The following is a 20,752-nucleotide window of genomic DNA, read 5'->3' on the forward strand; positions in this document are numbered from 1 at the left end:
CTCTCGTTCATCGCCGGTGCGGACGACCGGGCGAGCACCGGTCTCGATCCGCCGGCCTGGTCAGCTCTCCCAGCCTGCGTCGGCGATCCAGCGGAGGGCGGTGAGGGAGGGCATGAACATGTATTCGCCGCCGCGGAGGCGGTTGAACGTGGTCACGCCGTCGACGCGCTTGCGGACGGGGCGGTCGGGGATGGTGAACCGACCCGGTTCCTCGTGGAGTCCGACGACGGGGTCGCGTTCGGTACCGAGGTCGACGAAGTTGCCGCGGTTGATCCACTCCTGCTGGAGGAACTCGACCGTGTCGTAGGCGCGGGCGCTGATGAAGATGAAGAACAGGCCGCGCTCGTCGTCCTTGTCGTCGGCGGCGGTGAGGTCGGGGTCCCATTCGGGGCCGAACGTCGAGGAGCGGCGGATGATCCGGTGGATGTTCTCGTCCGTGAGGATCGTCAGCTCGCTGCCGCGCGGGTTCATGCGGCGCACGTGCGCCGAGTGGGGGCACATGAGGCCGCGGCGGTCGTCGGAGTAGTCGAAGTCGTCGTTGCGGGACTGATCCATGCCGAGGTCGACGTCGTCCTTCTCGGGGGAGAGGACGAGCGGCGCCCCCGACCGCCACCGGCCGACGAGCTTGGCGCCCAAGGCGTCGCGGGACTCCTGCGTGTCCTCCTCCGCGTGCTCGCGGAGGAAGTCGTTCCAGGCGCCGACACGGCTGTCGTACTTGCGGAGCACGACGAACGAGCCGTTACGACCCAGCACGTCCGGCGAGGGCATGGCGACGGGCGAACCCGTCTCGCTGTCCTCCCCGAGGATGAACTCGCCCGCCGCGATGGCCCGCTCCTGCCCCGGGAGGGCGTCGACGCCGGCGCCCGCGACGAGCGGCTGGCTGAGCGAGTCGTGGTAGCCGAACGGGTTGGCCGCATCCGGCGCCCCGAACGCGTGCGTGCCGAGCAGGGTGACCCCGTCGATCTCCTCCAGGTACCCCAGAGCCTTCTCCACGGCGTCCGCCCGGGACTCCTCCGAGTCGGCGTAGATCGTCACCGCGACGTGCAGGGAGTCGTCCTTGTAGAACTCCTCCCACGTCTCCGGGGCGTTCTCGCCCGTGTCCATGAGCTGGCCCGCGCGGGCCGCCATGCCCTGCCGGAACGGCAGCGGGAAACTCGCGAGGGACTCCTCCGGCAGGCCCATCGCCTTGAGGCCGGCGTGGCTGATCGCCACCCCCGTCCACGCGTGCATGTCCGCGGTCCAGTCCTGCGCCGAGGGGACGTACTCGACGAGCCGGCCCAGCAGGGCACGACCCCCCTCGGGGGTGTCGACCCGCAACCCCGCGTGGATCCCGACGTAGGGCTCGGGCCGCGACCGCAGGATGAGGGACTGGATGTCGTCGAGTTGCAGCGTGACGCTCTCCCGACGGAACCGCTTGCGCAGCTCCCTGAGGTGATCGAACGGCATCAGTAGTCCACCCCCTGCGGCGTCGCCACCGCGTCCGACAGCGCCGACAGGGCCTCCCGGGTCGTCGCGTCCATCGCGGTGTTCGCCGCCATCGCGTCGAAGAACGTGTCCAGGGCCTGCTCCATGCGCTGGTACCGGCGCACGTCCACGACCGTCACCTGCGGGTTCGCGACGAACCACGCGGCGGCGTCGATCTGGTGATTCGCGATGTAGTCCTTGACGTCGGGCGAGTCGATACCGGGCCAGCCCTCGACATTGGCGAACAACAGGTCCATGAGCTCGGGGATCTTCGTCGCGAAGTCGTCGATGTAGGTGTCCCAGTCGCCGTCGTAGGCCGTGGCGAACAGCACACGCGTGTCGTCGTCGAAGAACACGAACCGCATGTTGTGCAGCGTCGAGACGCGCTTGGCGCCGTCGAAGTCGCCGCCGGTGAGGCCGAAGATGCGGCGCAGCCGGTCGGCGCCGCCGGGCCTGAGGTCGGCGATGGCGGTCAGCTCGGACACGTTGCCGGAGCGGGCACCGGCCCGGCCAGCCGACATGTACGTGCCCTCGTGGAGCGGGTTCTTGTCGGTGAGCAGGGAGTTGATCGCGATCTGGGAGATCGTCGGCGCGTCGGCCGCGACCTCCTTGACCACGCGGCGGAACTCCTCCATGCGGCTCTCCTCCGAGAGGCGCGGGTCGATGCGGGTCTGTTCGGACGTCAGCTTCTCATTCATGGGGTCCTCCAAGGGGGTGGGGGGTCAGGCGGTGAGGTCGGCGAGGGAGTCCGGCTCCCGGCGGGCCACGGCGTTGAGGTCGTGCCGCTGCCGCGAGGACGACTCGTAGGCGAGCTTGCGCACGCGCATGATCGACCCGAGGGGCCGATGAGCCTCGACTCCGTTCCACGGGTTGAACGCGAGGTGGTCGTCACCGGCGACCCGACGGGCGGGCAGGCTGACATCCTGCGGGTCGAAGCGGACCGTCGCGACGGTCCGGAAGGGTGCCTCGTCCTCGTCCCAGAGCACGGCGGCGTCCTCGACGGGCATGGTCTCCAGGTCCGTGCACAGCTGCGCCCGCAGCTCGTACGTCGCACCCTTGGTCATGAAGTGGCGGACGACCGCGGTGCGCATCGCGTCGAAGTCGTCGCCGACGTCGACGCCGGTGAGCTCGGCGACCTCCCCGGTCGGCGCGAGGGACATCTTGGCGACGTGGTCGCCGTAACGGATCGCGGCCTGGGTGTAGAAGGTCTCACCGAGCATGTGGGAGTAGTCGTTCGCGAGGCCCTGGATGGTCGCGCCGGGGGTGCGACCGAGTTTCTCGGTGATCGAGGCGATGCCCCGGGCGGCGGCGGAGACCGCCTTCTGCGCGGCGGCCGGGTTGCTCGCGTTCTTCTCGAGGATGTCGAGCATGTCCTCGTACTTGGTCACGGTGCCGAACGCGAGCGTCGGGAAGTTCACCATGAGGAAGTCCTGGTTGGCGCCGCCGAGGTCGGGGGAGAGACGCTCGCCCTCCACGTCGATAATCTTGAGGGCGAACCCGCGGGGGGCGGGGATCTCGTCGGAGTGGATGTCGCCGGGTGCCGAGGACAGGCGCGCGACGACCTCGTGGGTGCCGGGGGTGGCGAAGATGCCCTGCGCGAGTTCGTGCGGCAGGTCGTCGTGCACGGTGAGCTGCCCGGTGAGGATCGCGTGGCTCTTGGCGTGCGCGTCGCGGTGGGCGTGGCGGTGACGGTCGGCGTTCTCGGCCTGGGTGGCGGCCATGCGCTCGACGATGCGCTGGGAGATCTCGGCCTCGTTCTCCACGGGCACTTCGACGTCATCGTGGTAGCGGATGGGGTTCATCGGTATGCCTCCTCGATATCGTGATAACAATATTGTACTGGACTCAATTTGGCTCTTCAACTTTGAGCGTGGTGCTGGGTGTTCACGCCGCGATCGGTCGGGGCGCATAGCCAATGATGCGGCATCTGTAGTTCCGATGGTTGCGGTACCCGCGCCCGACCCTCTTGATCGTCTTGGCGGTCAGGTTCGCCGCCTCGGTGCGAGCGTTCGTGACCCTGGTTCGGCAGAAGGTGAGCAGCTCACGACGCCAGGCCAGCAGGGTCCGGAACAGCGCGGCCGGCTCGGGCAGGTGGGTGGCTCGCACGGCGCTCTCAAGGCGGGCCCAGTGCCGCTGGAAGGAGGGCGTGTCGGTGGCGGTGAGGACCTGGCGGACGTGTTCCTTGATGCCCCACGCGACGGCCAGCTCGACGTCCTCGGCCAGGATCTGCTGCAGCTTGGTGCGCTGCCGGACGGTGAGCCGGTCACCGGCGCAGGTGAGCAGCTTGCGGTACTTCCACGGGGTGTCGGTCGCCCGTCCTCGGCGCTCGTGCAGCTCCCACACCCGGCGCCTCCTCACCTTGGTGACCATCTCGTTGGCCAGCCGCACCACGTGCCAGTGGTCCACGCTGACCTTCGCCCGCGGTAGTGCCTTGCGGACCGCGGCCCGGAACTCACTCGACATGTCCAGGGCGACGACCTGCACCCGCCGGCGCCACCACCGCGGCCGCGCCGCGAGCCAGGAGGTGACGACCTTGCCGCGGCGGCCGTCGACGACGTCCAGGATCGCGCCGTCGTCCAGGTCGGTGAACACGATGGACCGCGGCTCGGCCCGGCAGACGGATATCACCTGCTCGGTCAGCCGGGTCGTGACCCTCGCCCGCGCGGGCAGCTGCTCGGTCTCCTCGGTGAACGACCGCCGCGGGCACAACGACTCACGGCAGGCGTAGCGGCGCTTGCGCACGAGCACGTCGAGCCGCTCACCCCCGCACGGCACGTCCTTCACGCGCTGGGTAGGTCTTGCCTGGATCCGCGAGGACAGCACCCCGCAGGAGGGGCAGGCGCCCTCGCTCGTGGTCGTCTCGATCAGCACCTGCCGCGGTTGCTCAACGCCGACGCCAGGGGTGGCCGAGACGACTCGGTAACCGGACAGGTTGAACAGGATCGACGCCGCATCGACGTCGAACGTAGGCTTGTGCACGCTCGCGGTCCTCGCTCATGAGATGTCTAGACAACACCCATGCTGGCGTAGGGCCGCGAGCCCTACTTCAGGGCCCCACCACGCTCAAAGTTGAAGAGCCAAGAATGGCCAGGCGGACGCAGTTGGCGACTCGACAGCACCTACATCGTGATCGAACAGTCACCCGACATGCTGGTGAAACCACACAACCGGAAGCGCCCCGGGCTCAACCACCTGGCCTTCCACGCCGGCGACCACGACCGCGTCAATGCCCTCACCGCGGCAGCCGCCGACCACGGCTGGGCACTCATGTTCGCCAACAAACACCCCCACGCCGGCGGTCCACAGACCTACGCCGCCAACCTATCGAACACCGACGGCTACCAAGTCGAGCTCACCGCGAACAACCCGTAGAACTCGCCGATCCACAGGTCTTGACGAGGGACTGTCCGCCTAACGGTGTAAGTGGCGTTTTCATGGTCAGCGGTCTTCGGCGGCCGGCATGCGGTCGGCGAAGGTGATAGCAAAGGCGTTCAACGCTGGCTTCCAGCGCATGGTCCATCGTGTCTGTCCGGTGCCCTTGGGGTCCAGACTCCGAGTGACGAGGTACAGGGTCTTCATCGCGGCCTGCTCGTTGGGGAAGTGGCCCCGGGCGCGGATCGCCCGGCGGTAGCGGGCGTTGAGGGACTCGATCGCGTTGGTCGAGCAGATCACCTTGCGGATCTCGATGTCGTAGTCCAGGAACGGGATGAACTCCGCCCAGGCGTTCTCCCACAGCCGCACGATCGCCGGGTAGGGCTTGCCCCATTTCTCGGCGAACTCCTCGAACCGGTCCCTGGCCGCGGCCACGGTCGGGGCGGTGTAGATCGGGCGCACGTCGGGGCTTGACCTCGGTTCTTGGACACGCTGAATCCAGCACCTGCTGGGGAAGCGAGATGATCCAGGAATCATGGCCAGGAAGAACTACTCCGAGGAGTTCCGTCGTCAGGCCGTCGACTTGTACGAGTCGGTGCTGTTGCAAAGTTGGGCGGAGAGCAGTGAAGACTCAGTTTCTCATTCCCTGATCGCCGCTGCGTGTGGGCGTTCTCAGGCCGTCTCGAAGACCCGGTTGACGATCACCGCGTCCGGGTTCGGTTGCCCGTAGGCAAACATCGTGCCCTGACCTTTCCGCAATGAATCGCCTCCATCCCTTTCCACGTCCGATATGCAGATGTCCGGTTCTTAAACGCGCCTTTCGGCCCGAGGATCCGCTTCAGCCGACCATGGTCGCCTTCCAAGATATTGTTGAGGTATTTCACCTGCCGGTGTTCCACTGTTGGCGGGCAGATTCCCTCTGACTTCAACTCGGCGATTGCCTTGGCTAGGGAGGGTGCTTTATCGGTGTTGATCACTCTGGGATACCCGGCTGACGCATTGGACCTGAGGGCCTTGGCCAGGAAACGCTTCGCTGCGACCACGTTCCGCTTCGGAGAGAGGTTAAAGTCCAGGGTCTGGCCACCGGCGGTGCTCGCCCGATAGAGGTAGCACCACCTGCCGCCGACCCCTAAGAAAAAAGCACACAAGACGCCCCCCCGTTACCTTTTAAGGGCGCACACAAAGACACCAAAAACAGGTGAAACTAGAAGCGTAAGTAACCGGCCCGCCCCGGCATGGCTCAATGCCCCCAGCCAACACAAATAATGGTCAGGGGGGTGTCGCCACCGGGGCCGGGAACGGTCCACAAACCATCGCTAATAGAAGCACGATCCAAAGCCAATGTAACGTGGGTGCGAGATTCGTGAACCACCGGTTACTTCACACCATAACCCGCAAAACACAAAGGTGCGAAGAAATGACCGAAAACCTCACCATTTACCTCGGACTAGACGTCGGCAAAACCAACCACCACGCTACAGCGCTCACCAGCAATGGCAAAAAATCTGGGATAAACCCCTACCCCAATCAGAACCCAAAATCCGTGAACTACTGACTAAGCTCAGCACCCAAGGAACTGTTCTGCTAGTAGTGGACCAGCCTAAAACAATCGGTGCCCTGCCGATAGCTATCGCACAAAACATAGGTATCCAAGTCGCCTACCTGCCAGGGCTAACCATGCGAAGAGTAGCTGATTTGCACCCCGGTGAAGCAAAAACAGATGCTAAGGACGCCTTCATCATCGCTGAAACAGCCCGCACCATGCCCCACACCCTACATGGAATAACAGTTGCCGATGAAACCACCTCAGAACTCTCCATGCTCTGCGGTTTTGACGATGACCTAGCAGCACAAGCAACAGCAGTTTCAAACCGTCTGCGTGGCTTTCTCACTCAGATTCATCCACACCTTGAGCGAGTTTTAGGTCCTAGACTTTCGCACCAGGCGGTGCTTGGGTTGCTCAAGAAATACCCTGCTCCTGCAGAACTTCATTTTGCAGGGCGCACCAAGGTGCGTAACCTACTGAAAAAGAAAGCACCTCGGCTTGCACCGAAGCTTACGGAAGAAATCTTCCAAGCTCTTGATGAGCAAACAGTCATCGTTGCTGGAACAGCAAGTGCTTCTCAGATTATTTCTTTCTTAGCTGCCCAGCTTGAGCTGATTCTGGCACAGCGTAGTGAAGCAGAGCAGCAGATACTGGATTTGGTGGAAGCTCATCCTTTATCAGCAGTTATTCGTTCGATGCCTGGGGTGGGTGTGCGCACCAGTGCCAGGATTCTAACTGAGGTGGTGGGTAAGGATTTTAAGGATGCTTCTCATCTGGCGTCTTATGCTGGGATTGCGCCAGTGGATAGAAAATCGGGTACCTCGATTAAGGGTTCCCACGCCTCACGGCGTGGGAACAAAGCACTTAAGCGAGTGCTTTTCTTATCTGCTTTTGCTTCGTTGAAGGCTGATCAGGCTTCGCGTGCTTATTACGATCGCAAGTGTGCGGAGGGTAAGCGGAATAATCAGGCGGTGATGGCGTTGGCTCGTAAGCGGTTGAATGTTTTGTTTGCGATGTTGCGGGATGGGTGTTTTTATGAGTCTCGTGTGTCGGTGGGGGCTTGACGAAAACTATAGAAGCACCCCCCTGGTGTCGAAAACACACGGTTTGCCCACCGACACAGAAAAGAACCGTGCGCGGTGGGAAAACCGTGTGCTTTCGGCGCTCCGTACAGCTACTTCGTCAAAAGACGCCGCGTCTTAGTAAGCAATCTCGCGCAGCGTGCGAACCGCTACCGAAATCGTCGCTGAATCGGCACGTCGTGAACCTGCTGCGTAGAGATTAATGAACTCAGAAATCTCCTGGGTCAGACGGCGAATCGCCGGTGCCTGCAACGGAGTGACTTTCTCCCACTCCCGAACAAGCTTCATTGCCTGGGCAAAAGTCTCCGGCTGAGCTTTTCCGTTCTCCTCGGCAAATCCGATCAGCTTGCAGGTCAGCGCCGTCAGCGCCTCATACAAGTCCGATCGGAGTGACGCGCGGGCAATCGACTCCCAGCGCCCTACTCGGGGAAGCTCGGTAATGGCAATCATGGTGTTTGAAGCATTGAATCGCTCATACAACGCAAAGTAAAGCGGTGCTACACGTTCGGTGCTCCAGCCGGTTTGTTCGGCGATGGAGACGATGTCAACCAGAGCAATCTGCTCCCAAACCTCCGCCCACAAATCTGCAAGAGCGCCGTCGACTCCCCAGCGGTTCACTGCCCGCTGGTTATCCCGCACACGTTCGAGCAGCTTACCGCCCAAGAAAGATTCCAGGTGACCGCACAGCGATTGAACCTGCGAGAAACGGTTGATGAAAGACTCCATCACACCCTCAATTTCCCCGGACACCTCTGCGCGAGCGAGAGTTCCTTCCTGCACTACCTTGCGTACGGCGCGATCGGTGAAGCGCTGAATGCCATAGACCAAAGAACGCCAGACATCGGGGTCAGTGGTGGGGGCAAGTTCGCGCACCTGCTGCATGGCGTCCTTCAACCCAAAGATGGCGCTCACTGCCAAGAACGAACGCACCACGGTGGAAACGCTCGCACCGGTTTCTTCAACCACCCGGAACACAAAGACAATTCCAGCGGTATCAACGACTTCATTGGCTACCTTGGTGGCAATAATTTCTCGGCGCAGAGGGTGAGACCAGAAATGCTTCCCATATTTCTCCCGCACGGCAGAGGGGAAGTACTCCTGCAGAACCGGCTCTAGCCAGCGGTCCTGCCCAAAGTTTTCATCAATCAAAGTCTGGGTAAGCCACAGCTTCGAGTAAGCGGTGAGAACCGAAAGTTCGGGGCTGGTCAAGCGTTCCTTGTTATCCCGGCGTTCTGCCAGCTCGTCGTTGGTAGGCAGGAACTCAACGTCGCGGTCCAGTCCAGCATTGTTCGATAGGAACTTGATAAAACGGGTTGCCGCTGAATTGGTAGGACGAGTGCCCAAGCGTTCTGCTTGCAACAGAATGTTTTGGTCGATGTTCGAGCGCAACACCTGCTGCGCAACTTCCTCGACCTGTTCCTCAATCAAAGCCGCACGCTCGTCCTTGCTAATCTCTCCAGCGTCAACCAAACGATCTACCAGAATCTTCAAGTTCACTTCGTGGTCGGAGGTCTCCACACCCGCTGAGTTGTCGACGGCGTCAGTATTGAGCAACACCCCATGGCGAGCCGCTTCAATGCGAGCGCGCTGGGTCAACCCAAGGTTGCCGCCCTCCCCTACTACTTTGACGCGCAGTTCGGGGGCAGTGATACGCATGGAATCGTTGGTGGAATCGCGGACGTCGGCATCTGTTTCGCTGCTAGAGCGCACATAGGTGCCGGTTCCGCCGGTGTAAAGCAAATCCACCGGAGCGGCGATGATAGCGCGAATCAATTCTGCGGGGGTCAGTTCCGAGACTTCATCCTCAATGCCGAGCGCCTGCCGAATCTGCTCATTGATTTCGATGGTTTTATCGGAGCGGTTGAAGACGCCACCGCCCTCTGAGATGAGTTCCCGGTTGTAGTCGGTCCAGTAGGCGCGGGGCAGGTTGAAGAGGCGCTCGCGTTCGGCAAATGTGGTTTGAGCATCGGGGTTAGGGTCGATGAAAATGTGCCGTGAATCGAAGGCGGCGACCAGGCGAATATGGGGTGAGAGTAGGACGCCGTTGCCAAATACGTCGCCCGCCATACCACCGATTCCGACCATGGTGAAGTCTTCGGTTTGAATGTCTTTGCCGAACGAAGCAAAATGGCGTTTCACCGATTCCCACGCGCCCCGGGCGGTAATGCCCATGTCTTTGTGGTCGAATCCGACCGAGCCGCCGGAGGCAAAAGCGTCGCCCAACCAGAAACCGCGCTCTAGCGAAAGGGAGTTAGCGGTGTCGGAGAAAGTTGCGGTTCCCTTATCGGCTGCGACCACCAGGTAATGATCGGGGCCATCAAGAATCACCACGTTATCGGGGTGAACAATCTTTTCTTCGCCATTTTCGCTCACCAGGTTATCGGTAACATCCAACAGCGATCCGATGAACAGCTTGTAGGCGTCTACGCCCATCTGCGCATAGAGTTCCTTTTCGGCGTCGCGGTCGGGAAGTCCCTTGGGGAAGAAACCGCCCTTAGAACCGTTAGGAATAATGACGGCGTTCTTGGTGCGCTGGGCTTTGACCAGGCCGAGAATCTCGGTGCGGAAATCCAGCGGGCGATCGGACCAGCGCAAACCGCCGCGGGAGACCATTCCAAAGCGCAGGTGAGTACCTTCGACCTTTGGTGAGTAGACCCAGATTTCCCAGAGCGGGCGCGGCGCCGGCGCACAGGAAATCTCCTGCGGGCGAAGCTTGAACGCTACCGTCTCTTTATTTTGAAAGAGGTTGGTGCGCACGGTGGCTTGCATGACCTCAAGCAGATGGGAGAAGAACTGCTCGGTGGCGGCATCGGTGATTTCGCCCATCTGTTTCTCGATACGGTCTGCAAGTTCTTCCCGGTGGTCTAGACGCTCCTGCCGGTCCAAATCCAGTTCAGGGTCAAAGCTCGTATGGAAATACTCAATAAATGAGGCAGTAAGCTCTGGGTAATTCAGATAGTACCCAGCAATAGTTTTGGTGGTGGGTTTGACCCCCAGCTGCGCCAAGTAAGCCGCATAAGCACGCAAGACGACGACGGTGCGCCAGGAAACCTGCTGGGCGGTGATGAGCTGGTTCAGCTCGTCGTCCTCAGCTTCTTGAGTCAACACAGCATTGAGTGCGTCTTCTGCAAGTTCAAGTGCGCGGTCGTTCTGAGGGAAATCGGTGTGCTCTAGTTCTAATTCAAAGAGGGTGATGTCCTTCCCCTCAAAGGTGACGGCAAAAGCTGCCTGGTTCTTGACGGAAATACCCAGGTGCGCCAGCAGAGGAAGCACAACGGCAATGGATTGCGGTTGCGACAGGTACAAACGCAAAGTTCCCTGAGAAGGAGCTTTCACGATAGCCGGAGCGGATGAGGAACTGAGTTTCTCCAGCGCTGCAAAATCAGCGCTTCCCAATTCGGGTTCTTGAGATAGCGGTTTGAGGGAAAGGTTGGGTAAAGCGCTCATGGGATTCCTCCGATAGCTGGTTGGAAAGAGACGGTCGTTTCATCGTTTTCGTTTTCAATCTATCGAAGCCAGCGGCAACAATAAATACTGGAGAACCTGAAATTCCACATAATAGACCTCGCCCCATAAACTGAACATATGCTCACTGAAAATACTGTTCAACCCGAAACTCGTCTGATTCTCGCATCCAGCTCCCCCGCCCGGAAAAAACTTCTCGAAGATTCCGGTGTGGAATTCACGGTGATTGTCTCTGAAGTAGACGAAGAACAAGCCTTGCAGCAAGCACAAGAGCACGCCTATGCTTCCGGTCTAGGAGAGATTACCCCGGCGCAGACCGCCCTGTTGCTGGCAAAGGCTAAGGCACAGGCAGTAGCGCAATTACCAGAATCGGAAGGGGCACTGGTTTTGGGCTGTGATTCAGTGTTTGAAATGAACGGTCAAGCCTTTGGCAAACCCCACACTGCAGAAAAAGCACTAGAGCGCATCCGTCAAATGAGCGGCAATGAGGGCGTGCTACACACCGGTCACTGGTTGGTCGATAACCGCACGGGGAGCCGCGCCCCCGAAGCATCCAAGTTGCGCAGCGCCGTCGTGCGTTTTGAAGAGATGAGCGAGGCTGAAATGATCGCATACGTGGGCACCGAAGAGCCCCTATGGGTGGCGGGTTCATTCACCATCGACGGCTTTGGGGCGGCGTTCATCCGCGAAATCGAGGGAGAATTTCACACGGTCGTTGGCCTATCGGTGAACGCATTGCGCTCCATGCTGAAAGAAATGAATCTCTCCATCACAGAGTTTTGGAAGAAATCAGCGTAACTTTTAAACATATTCGTAGTGTTTTGACGGTAAAATCGACAAGCAGACGCACAAAGCATAACCGTGAGCGCTCCAGAGCCACAGAGTTTCAGCCCGATTCAGGGCAGTTTCCTCTCGACGTATCGCGGATCAAAGGAGTTTTTCATTGTCCACTACCCATGACCGCGATTTCGCTCATTTTGTTGCTCGTGAGGGCCGCCATACGGGCCCCGTTTCCAAGGTTTTAATTGCCAATCGCGGTGAGATTGCGGTACGAGTTATTCGTGCTGCGCGTGATGAAGGTATTAAGACAGTGGCAGTTTACGCCGAGCCTGATCGCGATGCGTTGCACGTGCGCCTGGCTGATGAAGCCTACTCTTTGGGTGGTTCCACTGCCTCTGATTCCTATCTGGTCATTGATAAGCTCCTGCAGGTTGCTGAGCGCGCTGGCGCTGATTCGGTGCATCCCGGTTACGGTTTCCTCTCAGAAAACTCCGAGTTCGCGCAGCGTGTGATTGACTCTGGTCTGACCTGGATTGGTCCTTCGCCTGAAGCTATTACTCGTTTGGGCGACAAGGTTGCTGCCCGCCATATTGCGGAGAAAGTCGGCGCTCCCCAGGTTCCCGGAACCCAGGATCCCGTGGAATCTGCCGCTGAAGTTGAAGCTTTTGCCGACGAATTTGGGCTGCCCATCGCCATTAAAGCTGCCTTCGGTGGCGGCGGACGCGGCATCAAGGTGGTTCGCCAGCGTGAAGATATCCCCGAGCTTTTTGATTCGGCAGTTCGCGAGGCAACCGCAGCATTTGGTCGCGGTGAATGCTTTATTGAGCGATTCTTGGACTCGCCCCGCCACGTTGAAACCCAGTGCTTGGCGGATGCCGCCGGTAACGTCGTCGTGGTATCTACCCGCGATTGCTCGTTGCAGCGCCGCAACCAGAAACTGGTTGAAGAGGCTCCTGCTCCCTTCCTTTCCGAGGCGCAACTTGAACGCCTCTACGAATCCTCCAAGGCGATTCTCAAAGAGGCAGGCTACCAGGGCGCTGGAACCTGTGAATTTTTGATAGGAACCGACGGCACCATTTCCTTCCTCGAAGTCAACACCCGCCTTCAGGTGGAGCATCCTGTCTCCGAAGAAATTTCTGGAATTGATTTGGTGCGCGAGCAATTCCGCGTGGCCCGTGGTGAGGAGCTCGGTTTTGATGATCCGGTTCTGCGCGGTCATTCTTTCGAATTCCGTATCAATGGTGAGGACGCCGGGCGTTCGTTTATGCCCTCCCCTGGTACCGTGGAAAAATTAGCTATCCCCACCGGACCCGGTGTGCGCTGGGATTCCGGTGTGATGGAAGGCGACGTCATCGGCGGTTCCTTCGACTCCATGCTGGCAAAGCTAATCGTAACCGGCTCCACCCGCCAGCAGGCGATTGAGCGCTCGCGCCGCGCCCTGGCAGAGCTGGTCATTGAAGGTATGCCCACGGTGGCGAACTTCCACCGCCAGGTCTTGACCGAGCCGGCTTTTGCCGCTGAAACTGCTGAAGATTTCACAGTCCACACCCGCTGGATTGAGACCGAATTCAACAACACCCTCAAGCCCTACGACGGCGGGTTCGGTAACGTTGATGCAGACGAAGATGACCGGCAAAAGGTAGTGGTTGAAGTCAACGGCAAGCGCATGGAAATTCTCATGCCCCAGCTTGGATCTGCGCCGTCTACCAAGGCTCCTGCTGCAGCGAAGAAGCGTAAAGAGCGTTCCGCCCGCGCCGTCTCGACTAATTCCAACGAGCTGACCTCGCCCATGCAGGGAACTATCGTCAAGGTCGCAGTCAAGGACGGCGCTAAGGTAGCTGAAGGTGATCTCATCGTAGTTCTTGAAGCCATGAAGATGGAGCAGCCCATCACCGCGCACAAGGCAGGCAAAGTTGCGGGTCTCAAACTGAAAACCGGGGAAACAGTTTCAGCCGGTTCGGTGATTGCAACTATCAAGTAAGCGTCTGAGCACAGCGTTTCAAAAGCGGAAATTCCTGAGCGGGAGTTTCCGCTTTTGCGCTCTCACCTGCCGGTTTATCCCTGATGAGTCTCAATATTTGAAAATACCCTGCACGGTTTCGCTCAGCGTACATACAGTTACCTGGCATACACATTTAGTTTGAGCAAGGGGTTTTTATGATGTCGCAACCGTCTTCGAACACTGCTGCCCAGACGTCCGTGCCGCGTTCACGCATCATCACGGCGTCATTGGTGGGCACCACCATCGAGTTCTATGACTTTTACATTTATGCCACCGCAGCTGTAGCTGTGTTCCCCGCCCTCTTCTTTATTGGAGCAAATGAGACGGCGAAGTTGCTGGCGTCGATGGCGACGTTCGGCGCGGCCTTTGTGGCTCGTCCGATTGGTTCGGTAGTTTTTGGGCATTTTGGCGACCGAATCGGTCGTAAAGCTACCCTGGTGGGTGCGCTGCTCACGATGGGTATTGCCACCTTCTTGATTGGATTACTTCCCACCTATCACCAGATTGCGCTGTGGGCCCCTGCCATGCTCACCATTTTGCGTTTCTGCCAGGGTCTAGGACTCGGCGGCGAATGGTCGGGCGCGGCACTGCTCGCTACCGAATACGCTGAAGAAGGCAAACGCGCCCGCGCAGCGATGTGGCCTCAGTTAGGCGCTCCATTCGGCTTTATCCTTGCCAACGGTTTTGTGCTGGTTCTGACGTCACTGTTGAATTTCAATTCAGCACGCGATGCGGGAAATCTCGATCACGACTTCTTGGTCTGGGGCTGGCGTATTCCTTTCTTAGCGTCCATCGTGATGGTGCTGGTTGGGCTGTACGTGCGCGTCAAGCTCGAAGAAACCCCGGTCTTCTCGCAAGCTGTGCAGAACAATGAGAAAGTGAAGACTCCGCTGGTAGAGGCGTTCAAGACCTCCTGGTGGCCCATGATTCAGGGAACGTTCATCATGGTTGCTTGCTATGTACTTTTCTATTTGATGACTGCTTGGATTCTCTCTTACGGCATCGGCAAGGTTGAAAGCGGCGGGTTGGGTATCCCCTATCACCAGTTCCTCATCATCCAACTTATCTCCATTCTGTTCTTTGCCGCCGGTGTGCCTGTCTCTGGCTGGTGGGCTGATAAGGCAGGACGCCGCCAGCAACAGTTAATTACCACAACACTGATGGTGCTATTCGGCCTGTCTTTCCGGTTCGTGATGGCACCTGAGGTAGTTGGAACCGGCGCCAACGCCAACATCACGCAAATCATTATCTTCATGTCGGTGGGCATGGCGCTGATGGGCCTAACCTTCGGTTCAATGTCGGCATACCTGCCCGAGCTTTTTCCAACCAATGTGCGTTACACCGGGTCGGGAATTTCCTATAACGTCGCTTCTATTCTGGGTGCAGCGCTCACCCCGTTTGTGGCTGTCTGGCTGAACGCCCATTGGGGTGTAGGAGCGGTCGGCGCGTATCTTGCGTTCGCTTCGGTTATTTCTATCGTCTTTATCTTGCTCACGCACGAAACACGGGACGTCGACATGTATGCAGCGAATCCCCGCGACTCCATCCGCCCATCCTAAAATTCATTCTCAGAGCACGCGAAAAGCGGGGCGAGATTTCTTTTCAGAATCCCCGCCCCGCTTTTATCTTAGAACCGCTAGATGTATCGCGTTCTAGTTCTGCGACTCAGCGTTGTGCAGATGACGAGCCGCCTCAGCAATCGAGCCGGACAGCGAAGGATAGACGTTGAAGGTCTCAGCAATATCATCCACATGCAGCTTGTTATCAATAGCGAGTGCAATGGAAAAGATAAGTTCGGACGCACGCGGACCCACAACCACACCGCCAATGACAGTTCCCGAATGCTTGCGGGCAAAAATTTTCACAAAACCATCTTTGACCGCCATCATCTTGGCGCGAGCGTTAGTGGTCAATGACATCATGACCATATCTGCTTGGTATTTGCCTGAGGCTATTTCTGCCTCGCTGACACCCACCGTTGCGATTTCAGGGGAGGTAAAGATGTTCGATGCCACCAAGTGAGTACGCAAAGGCTTCACCGAATCACCCATCATGTGCGCAATAGCCACACGCCCCTGCATACCTGCCACCGAAGCCAGCGGGTAGACTCCGGTACAGTCACCGGCAGCGTAGATGTTAGGAATGTTGGTACGCGAAACGCGGTCAACGGAAATATGACCTGATTCGGTCGTCTCCACTCCAGCCGCTTCCAAGCCCAGGTTCTCCGTATTGGGGATAGAACCCACGGCAATGAGCACGTGGGAGCCGGACACTTTTCGCCCGTCGCTCAACGTAACAATCACGCCTTCGCCGTCCTCGGTATATTCCGCCGATTCAGCACGCGAGCGCGGCATGACCTTCACTCCGCGGCGGTCAAAAACGTTCTCCAGAACCTTCGCGGCGTCTTCGTCCTCGCCAGGAAGCACCTGATCACGCGAAGAAATCAGCGTGACGTCTGAACCTAAGCCATTGTAGGCTGAGGCGAATTCGGCACCGGTCACACCTGAACCCACCACGATCAGTTTTTCGGGGACTTCTTCGAGGTTGTAGAGCTGAGTCCAGTTCAAGATGCGGTGGCCGTCTGGCTTAGCCGTAGCTAGCTCGCGAGGATGGGTACCCACCGCCAGCAAAATATAGGCAGTCTCTAGCTGGTACACCAGGCCTTCGGAGTCGGTCACCTCAACGGTGTGCTCATCTACGAGCTTTCCGCGACCTTTAATTACCTTGATGCCGCTACGCTCCAGCGTGCGCTTAATATCCGCAGACTGAGACTCTGCCAAGCGAAGCAAACGCTGGTTCACCTTGGTCATGTCCACATGAGGGGTCTGCAAAGAACCACGCTCGCCCAGGGTAATCCCCAAATCAGCCGCTTCAGAGATACGCGCCATCAAATCTGCTGATGCGATGAGGGTCTTTGAGGGAACGACGTCGGTCAAAACCGCCGAGCCGCCAAAACCTTTGTCTTCGATAATGGTGACGTCTGCACCGAGCGAGGAAGCTACCAGTGCAGCTTCGTATCCGCCGGGGCCTCCGCCGAGAATAATAATTTTGTGCGATGCATAATCTGTTTTAAGAGTCACATGTTCATTCTCTGCTAGATATGAAAATGGTTCAAATGAATACCGGGCAAAAAGTGCCTTTCTTTACCTCCCGCATCAGGTTTTTGGTAGGTTAGGCATGTGATGACACAGAAAAATTTGGACGCCGCTGGCCTCCCCACACACCATGAGGACTACCCCGCAAACGCTCTAGCGCAAGAAGCTGCAGCCTATATTGCTGAAGCAACGGGAGTTGACCACCACGATATTGCACTGACATTAGGCTCCGGCTGGGGTGAGGCTGCCTCTCTCATCGGTGAGACTACCCACGAGATCTCCGCGGACCTGGTTCCCGGTTTTCACAAATCTGCGGTTGCTGGGCATCCAGGCATTCTCTCCTCTATTCTGACTCCTTCGGGCAAACGCGCTCTGGTCATCGGCGCACGTACTCACTTTTATGAAGGTCGAGGCGTTGACGCCGTCGTCCACGGTGTTCGGACTGCCGCAGCAGCCGGCGTCAAAACCATGATTTTGACCAACGGATGTGGCGGACTTAACCCCGACTATGAACCGGGCATGCCAGTGCTCATTTCAGACCACATCAACGCCACAGCGACTTCTCCTTTGCAGGGTGCACATTTTGTGGATCTCACCGACTTGTACTCACCACGAATCCGCGAAATCGCACGCGGTGTTGATTCGTCGTTGCTCGAAGGCGTTTACTATCAGACCTCCGGCCCCCACTACGAAACTCCAGCAGAAATTCGCATGATGCGCACTCTCGGCGCTGATTTGGTGGGCATGTCCACTGCGCTTGAGGCGATTGCCGCACGTGCTGCCGGACTAGAAGTTTTCGGTATTTCTTTGGTGACCAACATGGCTGCTGGTATTCAACAGACCTCCCTCAATCACGAAGAAGTAATCCAGGCAGGTAAGGACGCCGGTCCACGTATCTCGCAACTGCTCGCATCCATCATCGAGCAACTTTAAGGTTGCTGGCTTCACCAGTTAGCTAATTTTTATTTACAGTCAAGGGGAAAAAATGACTACCGCTTCACAACTTTTAGAGCAGGCACAGCATTGGATGAGTATCGATCCTGATGAGCAAACTCGCACGCAGCTTCAGGACATCATTGACCGCGTTGCCGCAGGTGACGATGCCGCTCTGGCCGACCTCAGCGACCGTTTCTCGGGAACGCTACAGTTCGGTACTGCCGGACTTCGCGCAGAACTAGGCGCCGGTCCTATGCGCATGAACCGGGTTGTTGTTCGCCGTGCAGCAGCAGGACTAGCCTCCTACGCCAACGAGCGCGCAACCGCCGAGAACTGGGATAAAATCACCGCCGTCGTCGGCTACGATGCCCGCTACAACTCCGATATTTTTGCAGAAGAAACGGCGGCAATCTTTGAAGCCGCAGGGATTCATACCCAGCTCATGCCTTCTGCCCTCCCCACCCCTGTGCTGGCGTGGGCAACCCGCGAATACAAAGCGGAAATCGGTGTAATGGTCACTGCCTCCCACAACCCGCCGAACGACAATGGATACAAGGTGTACCTCGGCGGCAACGCGGTGGAAGAGCACGCTTCAGGCGCTCAAATCGTTCCGCCCTTCGACGGCGAGATTGCCGGGCACATCTCACGAATCAGCGATTCCACCATTACCCTCGCTAAATCCGGCTGGGACATTCTGCCCGAAACAGTGGCAGATGACTACACCTCCCGCATCGGTGAGCTCACCGAACAGACAGAACGCAACTTGAGCATCATCTACACCCCCATGCACGGCGTCGGCGGAAAAACCATGCTGGAAGTTCTGAACAACGCAGGTTTTGAGACGGTAGCACCCGTTGAAGAGCAGTTTGCGCCAGACCCCACGTTCCCCACGGTCTCCTTCCCCAACCCCGAAGAACCTGGCGCTCTCGATTTGGCATTTGCGCTCGCCCAAGAACGTGATGCAGATTTGATTATTGCCAATGACCCCGACGCCGACCGCGCCGCATTTGCTGTCTATGACCCGGCAGTGTCCACGTGGCGTCAGCTACGCGGCGATGAGATTGGCTCGCTCCTGGGCGTCGCTATGATTCAGCGCTTAGGCGATATTTCTGCGCTCGACCCCGCTCCGGTTTTCGCAAACTCTATCGTTTCCTCCCGCCAGCTCGGTGCTATCGCCCGTGCTGCTGGCATTACGCACTTTGAAACTCTCACCGGATTCAAGTGGATTGCCCGCATTCAGAACCTTGCCTACGGTTACGAAGAGGCAATTGGCTACAGTGTGGCGCCTGAAGCGGTGAAAGATAAAGACGGCATCTCAGCAGGTCTGATGGTTTCGCTCTTTGCCGAGCAACTCAAAAACGAAGGTTCATCCCTGATTGAGGTCCTGGATCAGATTTCTCGGGACTACGGTGTGTTTGCCACTGACCAGGTATCCATTCGTGTGGAGGACCTCTCGTTGATTGGCACTATGATGGGCTCGCTCCGCCTGAACGTCCCGGCAACCCTAGGCGGCTCTGCAGTCACCGAAACGGTTGATTTGACTGCAGGTAGTGAGAACTTGCCACCCACCGAAGGAATGCTCTTCCTCACCGAAGACAATTCGCGCGTCATTGTTCGCCCCTCCGGCACCGAGCCCAAACTCAAGTGCTACCTCGAAGTAATCCGCCCCGTTGCAGAAGGTGACGATCTGAAGCAGGTACGCAATCAAGCGCAAGAACAGCTGGGCAAAATCGCCGACGACATACGCGCAGCTCTTGGTCTATAAGACACATAAAGAATGAAAGAAGAAATCATGGCTGAACTCTCCCGTGAAGAACTCGCGGCAATGATTGACCACACCATCTTGGCACCGAATGCCTCTGAAGCTGACGTACGCCGTCTGTGCGGCGAGGCAAAAGAATTTGGCTTTGCTTCGGTGTGTGCAAACCCCGTGTGGGCTTCCGTTTTGGCAGATGAGCTACAGGGCTCGGCTGTACTGGCATGTGTCGTAGTGGGCTTCCCCTTCGGCGCATCCGCCACCGAGGTCAAAGCGTTTGAAGCAAAAACTGCAGTAGCCGCAGGTGTGCAAGAGGTCGATATGGTCATCAATATTGCCTCTGCAATTGCAGAAGATCGCGACGCCCTGGTTGCTGATATTTCAGCTGTCGCCCAGGCATGCCACGACGGCGCAGCAAAGCTGAAGGTCATTATTGAAACTTCTGAGTTGACCGACGCGCAGAAGGTTCTTGCATGTGAAGCGGCAGTTGAAGCAGGTGCCGACTTTGTGAAAACTTCCACCGGTTATTCTTCCTCCGGTGCTACCGCTGCCGATATTGCTCTGATGCGCAAGACTGTGGGGCCGGATATTGGTGTGAAAGCATCCGGCGGCGTCCGTACCCGCGAGCAAGCTCTGGAAATGATTGAAGCAGGAGCCAACCGTATTGGTGCTTCAAAGGGTATAGCGATTATTGGTGCAGGCGAAGCGTCCGAGGGCTCCTACTAGAAGGCCCGCTAAATTCTGGCAGAAGTAGAGGGGTGGGGAAATTTTATTAACACATCGTGCATAAGATTTCCCCACCGCCTATACTGGACAGTAAACACATACATTCCCCGTCTTTGAACGGGTACCTGATGGAGAGCATTGATGGCACATACCAATCAGCAAGATGCACAAGAACGTTCAAACGTGGAGTCTTTCGGCATGCAACGCGGCGCAGATAACCCTCGCGGTCCCCAGCACTCAGGCGAAGGTCGGCTCGGTGAAAACATCCTGCTGTTCGTCATTGCTATGGCTATTTTTGTCTTCGGCATTTTCACGTTAGGCTTCTACCCCGATGGCGGCTGGATGGTCTGGACTGGCTCCGTTGTTTTGATGATGGTCTCCTGGTTCGTTGGTTTCCATCTGCTGTCTTCTAAGACCAACACTCACACTGCCCAGAATGGCACTGATTTGAACCTGCTCTAATTCTTTAGATTCAGTCCATAAATAAAAGGTCCGCTTCTCTCATAGGTGAGAGAAGCGGACCTTTTG

15 protein-coding genes and 3 pseudogenes are annotated in these 20,752 nt (G+C 58.2%); 9 read left to right on the plus strand and 9 right to left on the minus strand.

What is annotated here, in order from left to right; all coding sequences use genetic code 11:
• Window positions 1-60: 60 nt before the first annotated feature.
• From IDM48_RS08495 to IDM48_RS08510, 4 genes are all read right to left on the minus strand, one after another.
• On the minus strand, window positions 61-1,446 hold the full coding sequence (locus IDM48_RS08495) for a Dyp-type peroxidase (protein ID WP_068172563.1): 1,386 nt from the start codon (window positions 1,444-1,446) through the stop codon (window positions 61-63).
• A complete protein-coding gene (locus IDM48_RS08500) occupies window positions 1,446-2,162 on the minus strand; it encodes a Rossmann-fold NAD(P)-binding domain-containing protein (protein WP_145177641.1) in 717 nt (238 codons plus the stop codon). The genes IDM48_RS08495 and IDM48_RS08500 overlap by 1 nt, the downstream gene beginning before the upstream one ends.
• A gap of 24 nt (window positions 2,163-2,186) precedes the next feature.
• Window positions 2,187-3,266 (minus strand): catalase family protein, encoded by a 1,080-nt coding sequence (locus tag IDM48_RS08505; protein ID WP_145177638.1) that lies wholly within the window; start codon window positions 3,264-3,266, stop codon window positions 2,187-2,189.
• Between the two features lie 82 nt (window positions 3,267-3,348).
• A complete protein-coding gene (locus tag IDM48_RS08510; protein ID WP_068168382.1) occupies window positions 3,349-4,443 on the minus strand; it encodes an ISL3 family transposase in 1,095 nt (364 codons plus the stop codon).
• A 147-nt stretch (window positions 4,444-4,590) separates the two neighbouring features.
• On the opposite strand from IDM48_RS08510, the gene IDM48_RS08515 reads away from it, so the two are divergent.
• Window positions 4,591-4,836, plus strand: a complete 246-nt coding sequence (locus IDM48_RS08515; RefSeq protein ID WP_068168379.1) for a VOC family protein — start codon at window positions 4,591-4,593, stop codon at window positions 4,834-4,836.
• 66 nt (window positions 4,837-4,902) lie between these two features.
• Here IDM48_RS08515 and IDM48_RS08520 read toward each other — a convergent pair.
• The 3 genes and pseudogenes from IDM48_RS08520 to IDM48_RS11740 all read right to left on the minus strand — a co-directional run.
• Window positions 4,903-5,301 (minus strand): annotated as a pseudogene (locus IDM48_RS08520) (transposase); the annotation flags it as partial.
• Between the two features lie 207 nt (window positions 5,302-5,508).
• A pseudogene (locus IDM48_RS08525) lies at window positions 5,509-5,972 on the minus strand (IS6 family transposase); the annotation flags it as partial.
• Between the two features lie 104 nt (window positions 5,973-6,076).
• A complete protein-coding gene (locus IDM48_RS11740) occupies window positions 6,077-6,208 on the minus strand; it encodes a hypothetical protein (RefSeq protein WP_255376898.1) in 132 nt (43 codons plus the stop codon).
• Window positions 6,209-6,253: 45 nt separating this feature from the next.
• Here IDM48_RS11740 and IDM48_RS08530 point away from each other — a divergent pair.
• Window positions 6,254-7,446, plus strand: a pseudogene (locus IDM48_RS08530) (IS110 family RNA-guided transposase).
• Window positions 7,447-7,581: 135 nt separating this feature from the next.
• On the opposite strand, the gene IDM48_RS08535 reads toward IDM48_RS08530, so the two are convergent.
• Window positions 7,582-10,911: an NAD-glutamate dehydrogenase domain-containing protein gene (locus IDM48_RS08535; protein WP_190616932.1), complete on the minus strand. Its 3,330-nt coding sequence runs from the start codon at window positions 10,909-10,911 to the stop codon at window positions 7,582-7,584.
• 138 nt (window positions 10,912-11,049) lie between these two features.
• On the opposite strand from IDM48_RS08535, the gene IDM48_RS08540 reads away from it, so the two are divergent.
• The 3 genes from IDM48_RS08540 to IDM48_RS08550 all read left to right on the plus strand — a co-directional run bounded on the left by IDM48_RS08540 (window position 11,050) and on the right by IDM48_RS08550 (window position 15,270).
• The gene (locus IDM48_RS08540) at window positions 11,050-11,727 is read left to right on the plus strand and encodes a Maf family protein (protein ID WP_190616933.1); all 678 of its coding nucleotides are present in this window, start codon (window positions 11,050-11,052) and stop codon (window positions 11,725-11,727) included.
• 145 nt (window positions 11,728-11,872) lie between these two features.
• Complete coding sequence (locus tag IDM48_RS08545) at window positions 11,873-13,690, plus strand: acetyl/propionyl/methylcrotonyl-CoA carboxylase subunit alpha (RefSeq protein WP_190616935.1); 1,818 nt, start codon at window positions 11,873-11,875, stop codon at window positions 13,688-13,690.
• A gap of 176 nt (window positions 13,691-13,866) precedes the next feature.
• Complete coding sequence (locus IDM48_RS08550; protein ID WP_369796749.1) at window positions 13,867-15,270, plus strand: MFS transporter; 1,404 nt, start codon at window positions 13,867-13,869, stop codon at window positions 15,268-15,270.
• 93 nt (window positions 15,271-15,363) lie between these two features.
• Here IDM48_RS08550 and IDM48_RS08555 read toward each other — a convergent pair whose 3' ends face one another.
• Complete coding sequence (locus tag IDM48_RS08555; protein WP_068168929.1) at window positions 15,364-16,791, minus strand: NAD(P)H-quinone dehydrogenase; 1,428 nt, start codon at window positions 16,789-16,791, stop codon at window positions 15,364-15,366.
• Window positions 16,792-16,893: 102 nt separating this feature from the next.
• Here IDM48_RS08555 and IDM48_RS08560 point away from each other — a divergent pair, with 102 nt between their 5' ends.
• From IDM48_RS08560 to IDM48_RS08575, 4 genes are all read left to right on the plus strand, one after another.
• A complete protein-coding gene (locus IDM48_RS08560) occupies window positions 16,894-17,739 on the plus strand; it encodes a purine-nucleoside phosphorylase (protein WP_190616937.1) in 846 nt (281 codons plus the stop codon).
• 52 nt (window positions 17,740-17,791) lie between these two features.
• Entirely contained in the window at window positions 17,792-19,507 is a 1,716-nt protein-coding gene (locus IDM48_RS08565; protein ID WP_190616938.1) for a phospho-sugar mutase, read from the plus strand.
• Between the two features lie 27 nt (window positions 19,508-19,534).
• Window positions 19,535-20,224, plus strand: coding sequence for a deoxyribose-phosphate aldolase (gene deoC / locus IDM48_RS08570; RefSeq protein WP_190616940.1), 690 nt, complete (start codon window positions 19,535-19,537; stop codon window positions 20,222-20,224).
• Between the two features lie 141 nt (window positions 20,225-20,365).
• Window positions 20,366-20,686, plus strand: coding sequence for a hypothetical protein (locus IDM48_RS08575; RefSeq protein ID WP_190616942.1), 321 nt, complete (start codon window positions 20,366-20,368; stop codon window positions 20,684-20,686).
• The last annotated feature ends 66 nt before the right edge of the window (window positions 20,687-20,752 follow it).

Source organism: Rothia amarae, assembly GCF_014705945.2.
Taxonomy (GTDB): Bacteria; Actinomycetota; Actinomycetes; order Actinomycetales; family Micrococcaceae; genus Rothia; species Rothia amarae.

What these genes read in the sequence shown, in the direction of transcription:
- IDM48_RS08495 (WP_068172563.1), bottom strand. Translation starts at nt 1,446, where the DNA reads ATGCCGTTCGATCACCTCAGGGAGCTGCGCAAGCGGTTCCGTCGGGAG.
- IDM48_RS08500 (WP_145177641.1), bottom strand. Translation starts at nt 2,162, where the DNA reads ATGAATGAGAAGCTGACGTCCGAACAGACCCGCATCGACCCGCGCCTC.
- IDM48_RS08505 (WP_145177638.1), bottom strand. Translation starts at nt 3,266, where the DNA reads ATGAACCCCATCCGCTACCACGATGACGTCGAAGTGCCCGTGGAGAAC.
- IDM48_RS08535 (WP_190616932.1), bottom strand. Translation starts at nt 10,911, where the DNA reads ATGAGCGCTTTACCCAACCTTTCCCTCAAACCGCTATCTCAAGAACCC.
- IDM48_RS08540 (WP_190616933.1), top strand. Translation starts at nt 11,050, where the DNA reads ATGCTCACTGAAAATACTGTTCAACCCGAAACTCGTCTGATTCTCGCA.
- IDM48_RS08550 (WP_369796749.1), top strand. Translation starts at nt 13,867, where the DNA reads ATGATGTCGCAACCGTCTTCGAACACTGCTGCCCAGACGTCCGTGCCG.
- IDM48_RS08560 (WP_190616937.1), top strand. Translation starts at nt 16,894, where the DNA reads ATGACACAGAAAAATTTGGACGCCGCTGGCCTCCCCACACACCATGAG.
- IDM48_RS08565 (WP_190616938.1), top strand. Translation starts at nt 17,792, where the DNA reads ATGACTACCGCTTCACAACTTTTAGAGCAGGCACAGCATTGGATGAGT.
- deoC (WP_190616940.1), top strand. Translation starts at nt 19,535, where the DNA reads ATGGCTGAACTCTCCCGTGAAGAACTCGCGGCAATGATTGACCACACC.
- IDM48_RS08575 (WP_190616942.1), top strand. Translation starts at nt 20,366, where the DNA reads ATGGCACATACCAATCAGCAAGATGCACAAGAACGTTCAAACGTGGAG.